The organism is Dyella terrae (genome assembly GCF_022394535.1).
Taxonomy (GTDB): Bacteria; Pseudomonadota; Gammaproteobacteria; order Xanthomonadales; family Rhodanobacteraceae; genus Dyella.
Genome location: NZ_CP089414.1, coordinates 2,714,913 through 2,730,834 on the forward strand (window position 1 = coordinate 2,714,913; position 15,922 = coordinate 2,730,834).

The 15,922-nt window shown below is 62.8% G+C and carries 10 protein-coding genes, 2 pseudogenes and 1 riboswitch; of the genes and pseudogenes, 7 read left to right on the forward strand and 5 right to left on the reverse strand.

What is annotated here, in order from left to right:
• The first annotated feature begins 24 nt into the window (after positions 1–24).
• Positions 25–387: an RcnB family protein gene (locus tag DYST_RS11775; protein ID WP_239945855.1), complete on the forward strand. Its 363-nt coding sequence runs from the start codon at positions 25–27 to the stop codon at positions 385–387.
• Between the two features lie 24 nt (positions 388–411).
• Here DYST_RS11775 and DYST_RS11780 read toward each other — a convergent pair whose 3' ends face one another.
• Entirely contained in the window at positions 412–1,764 is a 1,353-nt protein-coding gene (locus tag DYST_RS11780) for a hypothetical protein (protein ID WP_239945856.1), read from the reverse strand.
• 1,119 nt (positions 1,765–2,883) lie between these two features.
• Positions 2,884–3,702 carry a hypothetical protein gene (locus DYST_RS11785; protein WP_239945857.1) on the reverse strand — a complete coding sequence of 273 codons (819 nt, stop codon included), beginning with the start codon at positions 3,700–3,702 and terminating at the stop codon, positions 2,884–2,886.
• 393 nt (positions 3,703–4,095) lie between these two features.
• Between DYST_RS11785 and DYST_RS11790 the strand changes: the two genes are divergently transcribed.
• From DYST_RS11790 to ppa, 4 genes and pseudogenes are all read left to right on the forward strand, one after another.
• On the forward strand, positions 4,096–6,144 hold the full coding sequence (locus DYST_RS11790; RefSeq protein WP_239945858.1) for a sodium-translocating pyrophosphatase: 2,049 nt from the start codon (positions 4,096–4,098) through the stop codon (positions 6,142–6,144).
• 150 nt (positions 6,145–6,294) lie between these two features.
• Positions 6,295–8,404: pseudogene (locus tag DYST_RS11795) on the forward strand (prolyl oligopeptidase family serine peptidase).
• A gap of 59 nt (positions 8,405–8,463) precedes the next feature.
• The gene (locus DYST_RS11800) at positions 8,464–9,300 is read left to right on the forward strand and encodes a 2OG-Fe(II) oxygenase (RefSeq protein WP_239945859.1); all 837 of its coding nucleotides are present in this window, start codon (positions 8,464–8,466) and stop codon (positions 9,298–9,300) included.
• Between the two features lie 126 nt (positions 9,301–9,426).
• Positions 9,427–9,966 (forward strand): inorganic diphosphatase, encoded by a 540-nt coding sequence (ppa, locus tag DYST_RS11805; RefSeq protein WP_102300992.1) that lies wholly within the window; start codon positions 9,427–9,429, stop codon positions 9,964–9,966.
• A gap of 61 nt (positions 9,967–10,027) precedes the next feature.
• On the opposite strand, the gene DYST_RS11810 is transcribed toward ppa, so the two are convergent.
• The 3 genes and pseudogenes from DYST_RS11810 to DYST_RS11820 all read right to left on the reverse strand — a co-directional run bounded on the left by DYST_RS11810 (position 10,028) and on the right by DYST_RS11820 (position 13,254).
• Positions 10,028–10,204, reverse strand: a complete 177-nt coding sequence (locus DYST_RS11810) for a hypothetical protein (RefSeq protein ID WP_158241225.1) — start codon at positions 10,202–10,204, stop codon at positions 10,028–10,030.
• Positions 10,205–10,424: 220 nt separating this feature from the next.
• A pseudogene (thiC, locus tag DYST_RS11815) lies at positions 10,425–12,303 on the reverse strand (phosphomethylpyrimidine synthase ThiC).
• A 138-nt stretch (positions 12,304–12,441) separates the two neighbouring features.
• Positions 12,442–12,535: riboswitch (TPP riboswitch) on the reverse strand.
• Positions 12,536–12,603: 68 nt separating this feature from the next.
• Entirely contained in the window at positions 12,604–13,254 is a 651-nt protein-coding gene (locus DYST_RS11820) for a TetR/AcrR family transcriptional regulator (RefSeq protein WP_239945860.1), read from the reverse strand.
• Between the two features lie 613 nt (positions 13,255–13,867).
• On the opposite strand from DYST_RS11820, the gene DYST_RS11825 reads away from it, so the two are divergent.
• Positions 13,868–14,527, forward strand: a complete 660-nt coding sequence (locus tag DYST_RS11825; RefSeq protein ID WP_239945861.1) for a protein-L-isoaspartate O-methyltransferase family protein — start codon at positions 13,868–13,870, stop codon at positions 14,525–14,527.
• Positions 14,528–14,555: 28 nt separating this feature from the next.
• Positions 14,556–15,890 carry a TolC family outer membrane protein gene (locus tag DYST_RS11830; protein WP_102300987.1) on the forward strand — a complete coding sequence of 445 codons (1,335 nt, stop codon included), beginning with the start codon at positions 14,556–14,558 and terminating at the stop codon, positions 15,888–15,890.
• The last annotated feature ends 32 nt before the right edge of the window (positions 15,891–15,922 follow it).

Here is a 15,922-nt window from a genome sequence, read left to right on the forward strand (position 1 = left end):
GGCGGGCACTCCGAGGATGATGCGATGAAGACCCTTTCCAGCGTGTTCGTGGCCCTGGCCTTGCTCGCCAGCAGTGGCGTGGTGTCGGCCGATCCCTGGCACGATCATGACCGAGGCCGAGGCCATTACGACGATCACGGCCGCGGGCATGACCGTGACCGTCACGGCCCATGGGAGCATCGCTACTACAGCGACCGTGGCTACTACGGCCGTCCACACCGCTGGGAGCGCGGTTACCGCTATGACGGCCCGATGTATATCGTGAACGACTATCGGGGCTATCGCCTTGCACCACCACCCTATGGCTACCGCTGGGTGCGCAATGACAGCAATTACCTGCTCGTCTCGATCGGCGACAACATGATTCTGGACATGGTCATCCGCTGATCGACAGACGCCACCTACCGCCCTCTATCGTGCGAATCGTTCATGCTCACCCGCGGCGCTCATCGCCATGCGAAGACACTGACGATTGCGGCTTACCTCCTCGGACGCTCCTTCGCTCGCCTCCCAAGTGCCATAACCCTGCTTCCAAAGGGCTACCAAGGCCATAGGCAGGTGACCACCAGCTCGCCACGCCTGCTCCGCGAACAGGCAACCGCTGCTGTGTTCGCGATGGCGTAACGCGCTTTCGGCCAACAGCAGCAGCGCCCCCGCGTCGTTCGGCCCGGTCATCATTTCCAAGCATTTGGCGTAGACCGGACGATCATTTACTTCGTCAAGGGCCAGTAGCGCCTCGACCATGCATTGCAGCGCGCCGCGCATGAAGGTCGGCGTCCCCGTCAGTGGGCGGCTCAGTTCCACCGCGCGCTGGTATAGCGGCAAGGCTTCTTGCCGCCCCTTGTGCCGCGCCCAGGCCAGCACGGCGCGGCACGCGTGCAAGCGAAGATCCGGGTGTTGTTCGATGAAAGGAGCCAGAATCGATTCGACCTCCTCCAAGCGGGAGGTTTGCGAGGTGCCGTGGCCCAGTTCTGCGCGACCCAGCGCGACCAGAGCGAAAGCGCGCGCGTAGGTCACCTCCTCGTTCTCGCAGGATCGCAGACGTGCCAGCAAGGCATCGGCGTCGGCGTAGCGTTCCAGCGCCGCCTTCCCCACCGCCATGCCGGCCATCTCACAGAGCAACTCGATACACGCCCCAAGCACGGCGGCAGAGTGCTCGACCTTCATCGTTTCGGACCACGCTATGTGCAACCCTCGCAACCTCAGGCGACGCTCACTGGCGTTAAAGGCGGACATCTGGACGATCTGCAGTTCGGTCTGCAGGAGTGCCGCCCTCCAGTTCGGCGCCAAAGACGACGACACCCCACCCCGGACCAACAAAGCTCGAGCTTCCTCCAGGCGCTCCAAACTCCATGCGTCGGATCGTTCACGCAAGACCACGCGAAGGACGCTTTGGAGTTGCCAGGCCGCTTCGGACTGCGGTTGATCGTCGTCCGCGAGAGCGGCACGCAAGATCCCTTCGGCCTCGAGCAAGAGCGCTTCATCCACCTCGGGGCCGATAAGCGCCCTCACACGACACGCCTCGCCTAGTTGCAGGCGGGCCGCTGTGCCACGCTCAGCCGGCGGAATGCCCAACAGCTCATGGATGCCGGCGTCCATCATGCCTGCACGAATGGCTTCGTCCGGCTCCTCGTTGGCTTCCGCAAAAAGCTGAAGGCCAAACACGCGCTTTGCTTCCACATCATCAGGGTGGCGCTGCAAATGCGCTTCCAGTGCTTCCAATGACGCAACGGCGCCATCATTACTCGCACCCGGCAGACTCATCTGAGTATCTGGAGATTTGCCAGTTGGCTCGCGCGCAGCCAGTTCGTCAGCACCCAGCACCTTGAAGGCAAATACAACGGCCGACGTTTGCGCACCGGGACAGGGAAGGCGCGCCCACAGAGGCCACTCGAGATTGCCTGGCAACTTGAAGGAAACGCCGTTTCCTTCGCCCGTATCGACGGCAGCTCGGATGACTGATCTCTGGTGTCGCAAAGCGTCACCAGCCGGCCAAGTAGCACAGGCGCCACCAGGCGAGTTAAGTGCGTTGAACACCCGCACGGGAAAGTCCCCATCTTGGTCAATGGGAGGAGGGGGAAAGGCTACTGCCGGTACGGCATCGTGATCACGTAGGGAAGCTTCCATCTCCGCTTCGCCTCCATGCGAAGGTAGCACTGGCGTCGATGCGTCAGGCGTCGACACACCGTCCCAGCCAAGCGCCAGCACGGCAATTTCCTTATCCCTGAGACTGCGGTTTCCGCGCCATTCTGTTGCCCCGCGCACCTTTGCGTCTCCCACGCGACTGCAGCCAGATACCCAGCAAAAGCGCCACAAGTACCGCGATCCACAGACCGCGCTCTTCAACCAACCAAGACATCGAGAACGGTCCTTCCGAATGAATGCTCCTTTGCCCCGCGCGACCGTTTGCGACACCACCACTGCGTGCGATCTCAGTGGCAACGACCATCGTCAACGCAGGCGCCGTTGTCGTTGGCAAGACGTCAGGAGTGTTTGTCGATACCGAAGGCTCTTCCGCCGATATCGGCCCATCGCTCATATGCGGGTGTTCCGAGTCTGCGGGCCATGGGGGAAAACGCAAACGCGACGCGCGCAGCGAGTGCTCCGGGGCGGCGCGCTTTCTCCTTGCTGGCACCGGCGGGGCATCGGCTATAGCCACTCCCGCCGTAGCACGGGCGGGAGCTGGCCGCACGGCAACCGGAGCTGCCTCGACGAAAGGCACATCGAGAGGCAATACGGTGGCTCTCACATCGGCACGTTTGACTCCGGAACATGCCACCAGCAGTGCGCAAGTCGACACGATCATGCCTCCGACCAGCGACTCTCGCCGCGCGACGGCCTCGCTGAGGCGATCGTAGACCGGCGACGCGCGCTTCACCTTGCTCAGAGCTCGTGCAAGTGGACGAACTCTGCGGCGGCATCGCGATGCGTCGCGATGACATTCTGGCTGACCCAACCGGGGAAGATATTGGATCGGCTATTGGCGAAATTGCCGGCGCTGTACAGATACGGCAGGTGAGACCAGCAGCGATATCCCCTGGACTTCAACGCGTCGATCTCCCGCGTGGCCAAGTCAGCATTGGATAGACGGAAATAGATCGTGGGGTTGTGCGTGCGCAACGCGCCTTCGGCACCCGCAAGCATGGGCAGCAGGCCGCCGCCACGATTGACCTTGATGAGATGCAGCTTATCCAGTCGCAGGTTGTCCACGGATACCTCACGGCTGACTTCCTCGGACTGTTCATCCGAAGCCGCGAAAGTAACCGTCGCCCCTCCGCTCTCGCCAAGTGCCGCATGAACCGGATAGACATTGCGAAGACCGTTGAGCGCCAGCGTGGAGCAAAGCGCAATGTGTTCATAGCGGCGCGGCTCGACCACATGCACCTGGCCAGTGTCGCCGACTAGCTTGGAGAGCCACAGAGTATGTGCTCCATATTCCGCGCCGTACTCGAGGACGACCTGACCCTCGTCGATCAGTGCGCCTAGGGTATCGAGCTCCTGCTCGACCCATTCACCATAAGTGGACAACGAGCGCGCCACCGTGTCCTTGGCGCCATTGTCGAGCACAAGGCCGTACCGCGTATGCCAGAACGTCGGCTGCGTTGCCACGATGGAGCGGCTGGATACAGCGGGTACATGTGCAGGTGTTGCGGGAGCCGGGACTGCGGCGGCAAGGCCGGAATTGACCTGTTCTTCGTTCATGACGTTCTCTTCAGAATACAAGGGTAAATTTGACCTGAGAGATTGAGCGAAGAACCGCTCGAATTGATCTAAGGGATTTCTGAAAAGTGATGTAACGCCACGCATCCGTGTGGCGCGTCCGCCCACCTCATGTTCTATCGGAACGCTGTAGGCCAGCGAGGCGATGAAGGGTCCGCAGAAGGGCTCATCCAGATCAAAGGCTATTCAGGGGCAATAGCAGGACTTCTCGGATGGCAGCATTTCCACGAGAAATGCCCCAGCGCTGCGCCGCACAACATAGAAATTCACATCCGTTGCCTATACTCACCCGAGACCGCCCCACAGGGGCGGCCGCCGTGTCGGGGTGCCGGTGGCGGCCCCGACCTATGTATTACCACTCATGGGGAGGCTCCGATGCTGCAGCAGTATGGCGTGTGGATCGTGCTGGCATGTGCGGTTCTGGCGGTTCTCTACGGCGCACTGTCCGTGCGCTGGATCTTGGCAAAATCGCCGGGCAACGCACGGATGCAGGAGATCGCATCGGCGATCCAGGAAGGTGCGAAGGCGTATCTCAATCGCCAGTACGCCACCATCAGCGGCGTAGGCGTAGTGTTGTTCTTCGTCATCGGCTTTGCCCTGGATTGGGGTACCGCGATCGGCTTCGCGATCGGCGCGGTGCTGTCCGGTGCGACCGGCTATATCGGCATGAACGTCTCCGTCCGCGCCAACGTGCGCACGGCGGAAGCCGCACGCCATGGCCTGGCATCCGCGTTGAACGTGGCCTTCCGCGGCGGTGCCATCACCGGCATGCTGGTGGTGGGCCTGGCCCTGCTGGGCGTCACGGGCTACTACGTGGTGCTGGGGCACATGGGCTACGAGACCATGCGCGCGCTGCATGCACTTGTGGGCCTGGCCTTCGGCTCGTCGCTGATCTCGATTTTCGCGCGTCTGGGCGGCGGCATCTTCACCAAGGGTGCGGACGTGGGCGCTGACTTGGTCGGCAAGGTGGAAGCCGGCATTCCCGAGGATGACCCGCGCAATCCTGCCGTGATCGCCGACAACGTAGGCGACAACGTGGGCGACTGCGCCGGCATGGCCGCCGACCTCTTCGAAACGTATGCGGTGACGCTGATCGCCACCATGCTGCTCGGCGGCGTGATGGCCGAGCAGACCGGTAGCAATGGGGTGTTGTATCCGCTGGTGCTGGGCGGCGCCTCCATCGTGGCGTCGGTAATTGGCACCTTCTTCGTGAAGGCGCGCGGCCCCAAGATCATGAACGCGCTGTATGCCGGCGTGGCGGTCTCCGCGATATTGGCCGCGATCGCATTCTGGCCCATCACGAGCCAGTTGATGGGTGAATCCGCTTACGGAGTGAGCCACCTGTACGGCTGCGCGATCATCGGCCTGGTGCTGACGGGCGCGATGGTGGTGATCACCGAGTACTACACCGCCACCGAGTACAAGCCGGTGCAGCACGTGGCGCAGGCGTCCACCACGGGTCACGCGACCAACATCATTGCGGGCATCGGCGTATCGATGAAGTCCACCGCACTGCCGGTGCTGGCAGTCTGTGCGTCCATCTGGGGCGCGTATCAGCTGGCTGAGCTGTATGGCATCGCCATTGCTGCCACGGCCATGCTGAGCATGACGGGCATGATCGTGGCACTCGATGCCTATGGCCCCATCACCGACAACGCCGGCGGCATCGCCGAGATGGCCGAGCTTCCGCCGGAAGTGCGGGCGGTCACCGATCCGCTCGACGCAGTGGGCAACACCACGAAGGCGGTGACCAAGGGCTACGCCATCGGCTCTGCCGGCCTGGCGGCGTTGGTGTTGTTTGCCGACTACACGAATAACCTCAAGCAGCACCTCAACGTCACCGACTTCCGCTTCGACCTGTCCAACCCGTACGTGATCATCGGCCTGCTGATCGGCGGCCTGATCCCCTACCTGTTCGGCGCCATGGCAATGGAAGCCGTGGGCCGTTCGGCAGGCGCGGTGGTCGAGGAAGTGCGACGCCAGTTCCGCGAGATCGAGGGCATCATGGAGGGCACCACCAAGCCAGATTACTCGCGCGCCGTGGATATGCTCACGAAGTCAGCGATCAAGGAGATGCTGATTCCCTCACTGCTGCCCGTGCTGGTACCCGTGGTCGTGGTGTTTGGCTTCAAGTGGCTGGGCGGCCCCGAGGCAGGGGCACAGGCGCTGGGCGGCGTACTCATCGGCACCATCGTTACCGGCCTGTTCGTGGCCATCTCCATGACCACCGGCGGCGGCGCTTGGGACAACGCCAAGAAGTACATCGAAGACAATCACTTCGGCGGCAAGGGATCCGACGCCCACAAGGCAGCCGTGACCGGCGATACCGTGGGTGATCCGTACAAGGACACAGCGGGCCCGGCAGTAAACCCGTTGATCAAGATCATCAACATTGTCGCGCTACTGCTGATTCCGCTGCTGTAACTGCAGGCGTTCCACAAACCGGCCCCTTTCCGCCCGAGGAAAGGGGCCGGTGCGTTTTAGCCGCACCACGGCCCTGACTTTAGTCACGCGCGCCATGCCGCAGTGCCGGCCACACTCGGGCTTTCGGCCACTCACACCCAAGGACAACGCATGACATCCAAGACTCCGCTCTGGCTGGCACTCGCGCTGGGCATCACACTAGGCGGCATGACGCACGCAGCCGACACCATCAGCCCCGCCGCCAAAGATCCCAACCTCTGGCTGGAAAACATCGACGGCACCAAGCAACTCGACTGGGTTAAGCAACAAAACGCCACCACGGTGAAGAAATACGCCGACAGCGCTGAGTTCAAGCAACTCGATGCGCGTCTGCTCGAGGTGCTCGATTCGCATGACCGCATCCCCATGGTCAGCAAGATGGGCGACTACTTCTACAACTTCTGGCGCGACAAGGAACACCCCAAGGGGCTGTGGCGCCGCACGACGCTGGACGAATACCGCAAGAACAGCCCAGCGTGGGAAACGGTAATCGATCTGGATGCGCTCTCAGCCGCCGAAAAGGAAAACTGGGTGTGGCACGGCGCCGAGTGCCTGAAGCCGGAATATCGTCGTTGCACGGTGTTTCTCTCGCGCGGTGGCGCGGACGCCAGCGTGATGCGCGAGTTCGACCTCAAGGACAAGCAGTTCGTGAAGGGCGGCTTCGAACTTCCCGAAGCCAAGCTGCGTGTGGACTGGATGGATCTCGACCACCTCTACGTAGCTACCGACTTCGGTCCGGGCTCCATGACCAAGTCGAGCTATCCGCGCATCGTGAAGGAGTGGAAGCGCGGCACGCCGCTATCCAGCGCGAGCACGGTGTACGAGGCCAAAGAGGACGACATGTCGGTCTCCGCTGTGCGCGACCAGACGCCTGGTTTTGAGCGGGACCTGGTGACCCGTCAGATCGCCTTCTACGATAGCGAGACCTTCCTCCGCAGCAAGGACGGTAAGCTCACCAAGATCGACGTACCCAACGACGCCAATGTCGACACGTATCGCGAATGGCTGCTCGTCGAGCCCCGCAGCGACTGGACGGTGGGCGGCAAGACGTACACGTCGGGCTCGCTGCTCGCCGCGAAGTTCGACGACTACATGGCCGGCAAGCGCGACATCACCGTGCTGTTCCAACCGACCGACACCACCGCGCTCGACGGATACTCGTGGACGCGCCATCACCTGATCCTCAACGTGATGGACAACGTGGTGAACAAGCTCGAGGTGCTCACGCCCGGTGACGGCGCGTGGAAGCGCTCGCCACTGGGCGGCGCGCCGGCGCTCTCCACTATTACTGCGGGCGGCGTGGACGAAGACACCAGCGACGACTACTTCCTTACCGTGTCCGGTTTCCTGCAACCCACCACGCTCTACTACGGCACGCTTGAGCAGGGCGACGCGCAGGCCATCAAGCACAGCCCCAGCTTCTTCGATACATCGAAGTACGCAGTGAGCCAGCATTTCGCCACCTCGAAGGACGGCACCCGTGTGCCGTACTTTGAAATCGCCCCCCAAGAACCTCAAAGCAGATGGCAAGAACCCCACCTTGCAGTATGGCTACGGCGGCTTCGAGGTGTCCTTGCAGCCCGCCTATAGCGGCAGTGTCGGACGTGCCTGGCTCGAGCAGGGCGGCGTGTACGTCATCGCCAACATCCGTGGCGGCGGCGAGTATGGCCCGCGCTGGCACAAGGCGGCCTTGAAGGCCGACCGTTTGCGTGCCTACGAAGACTTTGCCGCGGTGTCGCAGGATCTGTTCCAACGCAACATCACCTCCCCGCAGCACTTGGGCGCCATGGGTGGCAGCAACGGTGGCTTGCTGATGGGCAACATGCTCACGCTGTACCCGCAGCTCTATGGCGCCGTCGTGAGCCAAGTGGCCCTGCTGGATATGCAGCGCTACACGCACCTGTCGGCAGGCGCCTCCTGGATCGCCGAGTACGGTGACCCGGACAAGCCGGCGGAATGGGCGTGGATCCAGAAGTTCTCGCCGTACTTCAACGCCAAGGCCGGGCAGAAATACCCGCCCGTGCTTTTCACCACCTCCACGCGCGACGATCGTGTGGGCCCGGTGCACGCGCGCAAGATGGCCGCGAAGCTCCAGACGCTCGGCTACGACGCCAGCTTCTACGAGAACATCGAGGGCGGTCACGGCGCGGCGGCGGACAACAAGCAGGCGGCCTTCATGAGTGCGCTCGGCTACACCTATCTGTGGGATCACGTGAAGTAAGCGACGCTCCTGCGTACCATGGTGCGCTGGCATAAGCCGGCGCACCTTCATTTCTCCGCATGAGCAACCTCACGATCCGCCCCGAACTACGCGAATGGATTCTTTCCACCAGTCGCTCCGGCTGCAGCCTCAGCGACCTGCTGAAGATGCTCAAGGATGCCGGCTACGGTGGTGAGCAGAGCCGCCAGATCGTCGCCCGCGTGCTGAACTTGCCCTTGGCCACGGTCATCGCCGCAGCGAAGAACAAGGTGGTCGGCGCACGAACCCGCCACCCGCAAGCGCCTTTGCAAACGGTCGGCGACCATCCGGTGAAGATCACCGTCAGCACCGATGCGCCCATAGTGCGTGTGCTGGAGAATCTGCTTACGTCCGAGGAATGCGACGGGCTGATGGCCGAAGCGACGCCCCGCCTAGCCCGCTCGCTTACCGTGGACGTTGACGGTCGTCACCAGACCGACCAGCGACGCACCAGCCAAGGCATGTTCTTCGGCATCGGCGAGACGCCCCTCGTGCAGCGGATCGAGCAGCGCATCGCCGACCTGCTCGCCATTCCCGTCAACCACGGCGAAGGCCTGCAGATCCTGCATTACCAGGCGGGCCAGGAATACGAGCCACATTTCGACTGGTTCAACCCCGAGCAGCCAGGCTTCTCCGCCATCACGGCGCGCGGTGGTCAGCGCATCGCCAGCGTAGTGATGTACCTCAACACGCCGGAGGAAGGCGGCGGCACGGCCTTTCCGCGCATCGGCCTTACCGTTACGGCCATGCGCGGTTCAGCCGTCTATTTCGCCTACGACACCGGGGACGAAGCGTCGCTGCATGCGGGGCTGCCTGTGATCAAGGGCGAAAAATGGATCGCCACCAAATGGTTACGGGAACGCCCGTACCAAGCCTAAGCACCGCCGAGGGCCCGTCTCACGCTGAACTGCAACCGGGCCACGAGGCGGCCAAACTGCTGCGATGCACCACCTTTTGCCGTAGAATTTCAAGTCTTTGCACTCACTACGCCTAAGGACACGCACATGGGTCTGCACCTCGTACCCGCCGGCCGCAAGGTTCCGGACGAAATCAACGTCATCATCGAAATCCCCAAGGATGCGGAGCCCGTCAAGTACGAGGTGGAGAAGGAAAGTGGCGCGATCTTTGTCGACCGCATCCTGTCCACGCCGATGCGCTACCCGTGCAACTACGGCTACGTCCCGGGCACGCTCGGTGGCGACGGTGACCCGCTCGACGCGCTGGTGATTCTGCCGTTGCCGCTGGTGCCGGGCTCGGTGATCCGTTGCCATCCGGTCGGCATGCTGAAGATGACCGACGAAGCCGGCAGCGATGAGAAGCTGGTGGTGGTGCCGGTCGAGAAGATCTTCGCGGGCTACGCGCATATCAAGGACATCAAGTCCGTCTCGGGCCACTGGCTTGAGCGCATTGGTCACTTCTTCGAGCATTACAAGGATCTCGAGAAGGGCAAGTGGGTAAAGATCGAAGGTTGGGTCGGCGCCGACGAAGCCAAAGCTGAGATCCTCAGCGGCATCGAGCGCTACAAGGCCGACAATAAGGCCTGAGTCTCACGCGCAGCATTAAAATGAAACGCCGCCCTCGGGCGGCGTTTTTTTGTGCCCTATGTCAGGTCGTTGAGGCATCCGCGGTTGCGGTGGCTGCCTGCCCCGGGAAGGAGCCGCCATCATCCATGCCAGTCACCCACCACATCACGGCGCTGGCCAGCAGGACGCCTAGCGCCAGGGTGGCGAGCACGGTGCTGAGAATCACATGTCCCTGGCGGGCGTTGTCTGGTGTCGACATGACGCGTCTCCTGGTGCCGATGTGATTATTCCAACGCGCGTGTCGTCCTTCCGATGACCGAGGCGTGCATGCCCAGTGTCTTTCAGGCAACGGTAAACGGCCGGGGTTCAAGCCGGCCGTCGGTCGCGTCGCAAAATACTTCGGCCAGGCACATCCCTGCGAAACCCATCGCGCGTTGTTCCGGCAGCTCTGTCGCTACCGGAACAACGCCAGCTCGTCGTCAAGCCTTGTGATAGACCTCGGAGCCCTGCTGACGGAACTCGGCAGACTTCTCCGCCATGCCTTCTTCCAGTGCGCTCTCTTCACCCGTGCCGTGCTCGGCCGCGTAGTCGCGCACGTCCTGCGTGATCTTCATCGAGCAGAACTTCGGACCGCACATGGAGCAGAAATGCGCGCTCTTGTGCGCATCTTTCGGCATCGTCTCGTCATGGAATTCCTTCGCCTTTTCTGGATCGAGGCCAAGGTTGAACTGGTCATCCCAACGGAACTCAAAGCGAGCCTTGGACAGTGCGTTGTCGCGCACTTGCGCACCCGGATGGCCCTTGGCTGAGATCCGCCGCGTGCGCGGCGATCTTGTACGCAATGATGCCGTCGCGCACGTCCTGCTTGTTCGGCAGGCCCAGGTGCTCCTTCGGCGTCACGTAGCAGAGCATGGCCGTGCCGAACCAGCCGATCATCGCTGCGCCAATGGCGGAGGTGATGTGGTCGTAGCCCGGTGCGATATCGGTGGTCAGTGGCCCCAGCGTATAGAACGGCGCTTCGTGGCACTTCTCCAGCTGACGCTCCATGTTCTCCTTGATGAGCTGCATGGGCACATGGCCGGGGCCTTCGATCATCACCTGCACATCGTGCTTCCACGCGATCTGCGTGAGTTCGCCCAGCGTGTCCAGCTCACCGAACTGCGCGGCGTCGTTGGCGTCGGCAATGCAGCCCGGACGCAGGCCGTCGCCGAGGCTGAAGGACACGTCGTACGCCTTCATGATCTCGCAGATGTCTTCGAAGTGCGTGTAAAGGAAGTTTTCCTTGTGGTGCGCGAGGCACCACTTCGCCATGATCGAACCGCCGCGCGAGACGATGCCCGTCACACGCTTAGCCGTGAGCGGCACAAAGCGCAGCAGCACGCCCGCATGGATGGTGAAGTAGTCGACGCCCTGCTCCGCCTGCTCGATCAGCGTGTCGCGGAAGATCTCCCAGGTGAGGTCTTCGGCCACGCCGCCAACCTTCTCCAGCGCCTGGTAGATCGGCACCGTTCCGATCGGCACCGGCGAGTTGCGGATGATCCACTCGCGCGTCTCGTGGATGTGCTTGCCGGTCGACAGATCCATCACGGTGTCGCCACCCCAGCGGATCGACCACACCAGCTTCTCCACTTCCTCGGCAATACCGGAGGACACGGCGGAGTTGCCGATGTTCGCGTTGATCTTGGTGAGGAAGTTACGGCCGATGATCATCGGCTCTGCTTCCGGGTGGTTGATGTTGGCCGGGATGATGGCGCGGCCGCGGGCCACTTCATCACGCACGAATTCCGGCGTGATCAGCTTGGGCAGCGCGGCGCCGAACGACTCGCCCGGATGCTGGTTGCGCAGCGCGCTTTCATGCAGCGCCTCGATGCGCTGGTTCTCGCGGATAGCGATGTATTCCATTTCTGGCGTGACGATGCCCTGTCGCGCGTAGTGCATCTGCGTAACGTTGGCTCCGGCCTTGGCGCGATGCGGGGCGCGCGTCGCGGTGAAGCGGAAGGCGTCGAGCTTCGGATCGGCGGCGCGCTGGCGTCCAAAGGCCGAGCTCAGGCCAGTCAGTTGCTCGGTGTCGCCGCGCTCAGCGATCCAGGCGGCGCGCAGGGCCGGCAGGCCGGTAATCAGGTCCACTTTGTAGTCAGGGTCCGTGTACGGGCCCGAGGTGTCGTACACGGTGATCGGCGGGTTCTCTTCGCCACCGAACAGGGTCGGCGTCTGCGCCTGGCAGATCTCGCGCAATGGCACCTTCAGGTCGGGGCGGCTGCCCTGCACGTAGATCTTGCGCGAGCCCGGGATCGGACGCGTCACGGCTTCGGAGAGTTCCTGCGCGGCGCGCGCGAGGTCATTGGGCAGGGCATTCATCGGCAAGATCCGTCGGGGCTAAAAGCCATGTCCCCGAAGGGACGTGCTTTTGTTGAGGAGTCCGCACAGGGGTGTGCGGGGTGTTGCGAATGGATTCGCATACCAACAACAGAAGCGACGGCGCCCAGATATGCCCTAGGGCATACGGGCGAAGCTCCCTACAGCGGTACTAGCCGCATCAGGTTCGAAGGGACTCTCTCAGCCGGTTATTCCGGCACCCCCGCTTCACGCCTCTATTTGAGCACGAAGCGGAGGAGGCCGCGAGTGTGGCGGCCTCGGCGGACCCGGAAAGGGCTCCGATCAGCGGGGCAGATAGGCCCGCAGGAACATGTCCACACCGTCGCGGGCGGTCTGTTCCAGCTCCGCGGTGTAGGACTGCACGCACTCTTCGCAGCCGAACATGCGGCGCATGAGCATTTCACCCTTGATCAGGGAGATGAACTGGCCCGCGGCGCGGGTGATGTTGACGATGTCCAGCTTGCTGTCGTCAACCGCCTGTTGCAGGAGCCGTTTCATGAGGCCCTGGGTGCGATCGGGACCTTCCTCCCACAGCAGCTTGCCGTAGCGGGGGTTGCCCTGACGGCAGTCGCTGAGGATGGCGCGGAAGGTGCCGACGTTCTGGACGTCACAGTCGAGGCGCACGTGGTGGAGGGCGATGCGCTGCAGCGTTTCGCGGATGTCCTCGGCCGGATCGTAGTGGTAGGTGTCCTCGGGAATGAGGTCCTGGATACGGGCGCGGATGACCTCGCGGAACAGATTGTCCTTGTCGCCAAAGTGGCTATAGACGGTGAGCTTGGATACACCCGCTTCCGCCGCCACGGCGTCCATGCTGGTGCCGGCGAAGGCGTTGCGGATGAACAGGGCCTTGGCGGCCTCAAGGATCGCCGCGCGCTTTTCCATGTCCTTGGGACGGCCGGGCCCCTGAGGCTTGGTCTGCGGGATCGTGCTCATGGCTATACCTTCACAAATGGCTTCACAAATGGGTAACGCCCGTTTAGTATACGCGGCGGTTTAGTTATTTTCCATGGCCAAGATACACGGCTTCGTTCATGTCGACCACTATCGCCGAACTTTCCCTTAGCCCAGCCTACCGCCTTGCTCAACGTGCGCTCGCCCTATGGCTTGAGCATGCGGCTGGAGGCGCGCGGCAGGCGGCCTTTTTGGCGCGAACGGCCCTATTCGGGCTGGACGCCGTCGAACGGGCCCGTATCGCCCGCTGGCTGGCCTGGCTGGAGGTGGCGGCGCAGAGCCGCGCCCTCGCCTCGCCGGCAGCTCGTATCCAGCGCCTTGACGCATCCTTGCATCAGGCTATGCAAGATGCATTAGCGCGCCTGCCCGGTCAGACGGCTGTCGCACACAAGGGGAACCATAGGCGCAGTGCCCGAGTGTTTTATGGCTAAGTGTCCGCGGACACCGCGCCACACATGACTTCCGTCAACCGAGTGCGGTGACTTCCGGCACTTCGTAGCGTATGGACGAGACTGCAGGCTTTGCACATTGTCGGAAGATGGCTAAGCGCTTATGATTTTTAGCCTTTTTCCGATTCAAATTGGGACGTAGCAACATGGCGATGAACTTCGAACAGGCGCGAGTGAACATGGTGGAGAACCAGGTGCGCCCCTGGGAGGTGCTGGATGCCCGCGTACTCGACGTGCTGGGCACCGTGCGCCGCGAGGATTTCGTTGCCCCGGAGCACCGCAAGCTGGCTTTCGCCGACCTCTGCCTGCCGCTGGGGCATGGCGAGGTGATGATGAAGCCGGTGCTTGAGGGCCGCGTGCTGCAGGCGCTCGAGTTGACGCCGAACGACCAAGTGCTGGAAATCGGCACGGGTTCGGGCTTCCTTACCGCATGCATGGCCAAGCTCGCCGGCCACGTCACCAGCCTGGACATCCATGCCGACTTCGTCACCGCTGCCGGCGCGCGCCTGGCAAACGCAGGCATCAGCAATGTGAAGCTTGAAGTGGGCGAGGCCGTGAATGCATGGCAGCCGACCGGCTTGTTTGACGCGCTGGTGGTAACCGGCGCGGTGTCCCAGATTCCGCAGCGCTTCCTGGGCTGGCTGAAGCCGGGTGGCCGTATGCTGGTGGTGCGCGGTGAATCGCCGGTGCAGCACGTGCTACTGCTGACCCACGAAGGCAACGGCCGCTATCGCGAAGAGTCGCTGTTCGAAACCGACCTGCCGTACCTGAAGCACGCCGAGCCGCCGCGTCGCTTCGTTTTCTGACCTTATTTCCCTATACATGAGGCAACCCATGCGCTTGAAGCTTCTGACCCTTGCCCTGGCCCTGTCGGCGTTCCCGCTGGCCGGCCACAGCGAGGATTTGCTGGATGCATACCGAGAAGCCCGCGCCAATGACCCGGTGCTGTCGCAGGCGGAAGCCACGCGCCTTGCCATCGGTGAAGGCGTCACTCAGGCGCGTGCGTTGATGCTGCCGCAGCTCAACGGCAGCTTCGGCCTGACGCAGCAGTCGACCGGCAGCCAGTCCAGCAACGGCCTCATCGTCAGCGATACCGGCCATTCGCGCACACGCTCGGTGTCGGCCACGCTGACGCAGTCGATCGTGGACCTGAGCCAGTGGGCCAACCTGTCGGCTGCTAAGTCGCAGGCCTCTTCACAGGACTCCGCCTACGACGCCTCGCTGCAGAACCTGTACGTGCGCGTCACCACGGCCTACTTCGGCGTGCTGACCAGCCAGGATGCGCTGGTGTTCGCCAAGGCCAATGAAGACGCTTACAAGGAGGCCTACGACCAGGCCGACCAGCGCTTCAAGGTGGGCCTGTCCGCTATCACGGACGTCTACCAGGCCAAGTCGTATTACGAACTGGCCAAGGCCCAAACGATCTCTGCGCAGAACACGCTCAACGACGCCAGGGAAGCGCTGACGCAGATCACGGGCAAGCCGGTAGGCGATCTGAAGAAGCTGCGTGAAGACCTGCCGCTGACGCCGCCGAACCCGGCCGACCCGAACACCTGGGTGCAGGCTGCGCTGCAGTCCAACGCCACGATTCAGTCCAACCAGTACACCGTGCAGGCTGCCGAACACAGCATTGATGCGGCACGCGCTGGCCATCTGCCGACGCTCGACGCGTCCGTGCAGCGTGGCAAGAGCACGAGCTGGTTCGAACAGGCCAGCGCAGCTGGCCTACGTGGCAACGGCCAGTACGGCACGACAGTCGGTCTTTCGGTGAACATCCCGATCTTCTCTGGCGGCGCCACCCAGTCCAAAGTACGTCAGTCAATCTACCAGCGTGACGAAGCGCAGGATTCCCTCGAATCCACCCGCCGCCAGGTAGTCCGCGACACGCTCAACTATTACCGCTCCGTGATTGCCGGCATCAGCCAGGTGGAAGCCAACAAGGCCTCTGTCGATTCCGGCCAGAAGGCATTGGAAGCCACGCGCGCCGGCTTCGACGTGGGCACGCAGACCATGCTGAACGTGCTCAATGCGATTCAGACGCTGACCCAGGCCGAGAGCAGCTACTCGCAGTCCCGTCACCAGTTGGTGCTGGATCAGTTGGAGCTGAAGCAGTCGGCTGGCTCCATCGACGTGAAGGACATGGAACTGGTCAATACGATGCTGCAGTAAGACAGCACCCCGCTACACGCAAGAATGACGAG

Coding starts and splice junctions, on each gene's coding strand:
- DYST_RS11825 (WP_239945861.1), top strand. CDS start 13,868: ATGGCGATGAACTTCGAACAGGCGCGAGTGAACATGGTGGAGAACCAG.
- DYST_RS11790 (WP_239945858.1), top strand. CDS start 4,096: ATGCTGCAGCAGTATGGCGTGTGGATCGTGCTGGCATGTGCGGTTCTG.
- DYST_RS11820 (WP_239945860.1), bottom strand. CDS start 13,254: ATGAGCACGATCCCGCAGACCAAGCCTCAGGGGCCCGGCCGTCCCAAG.
- DYST_RS11830 (WP_102300987.1), top strand. CDS start 14,556: ATGCGCTTGAAGCTTCTGACCCTTGCCCTGGCCCTGTCGGCGTTCCCG.
- DYST_RS11800 (WP_239945859.1), top strand. CDS start 8,464: ATGAGCAACCTCACGATCCGCCCCGAACTACGCGAATGGATTCTTTCC.
- ppa (WP_102300992.1), top strand. CDS start 9,427: ATGGGTCTGCACCTCGTACCCGCCGGCCGCAAGGTTCCGGACGAAATC.
- DYST_RS11775 (WP_239945855.1), top strand. CDS start 25: ATGAAGACCCTTTCCAGCGTGTTCGTGGCCCTGGCCTTGCTCGCCAGC.
- DYST_RS11780 (WP_239945856.1), bottom strand. CDS start 1,764: ATGAGTCTGCCGGGTGCGAGTAATGATGGCGCCGTTGCGTCATTGGAA.
- DYST_RS11810 (WP_158241225.1), bottom strand. CDS start 10,204: ATGTCGACACCAGACAACGCCCGCCAGGGACATGTGATTCTCAGCACC.
- DYST_RS11785 (WP_239945857.1), bottom strand. CDS start 3,702: ATGAACGAAGAACAGGTCAATTCCGGCCTTGCCGCCGCAGTCCCGGCT.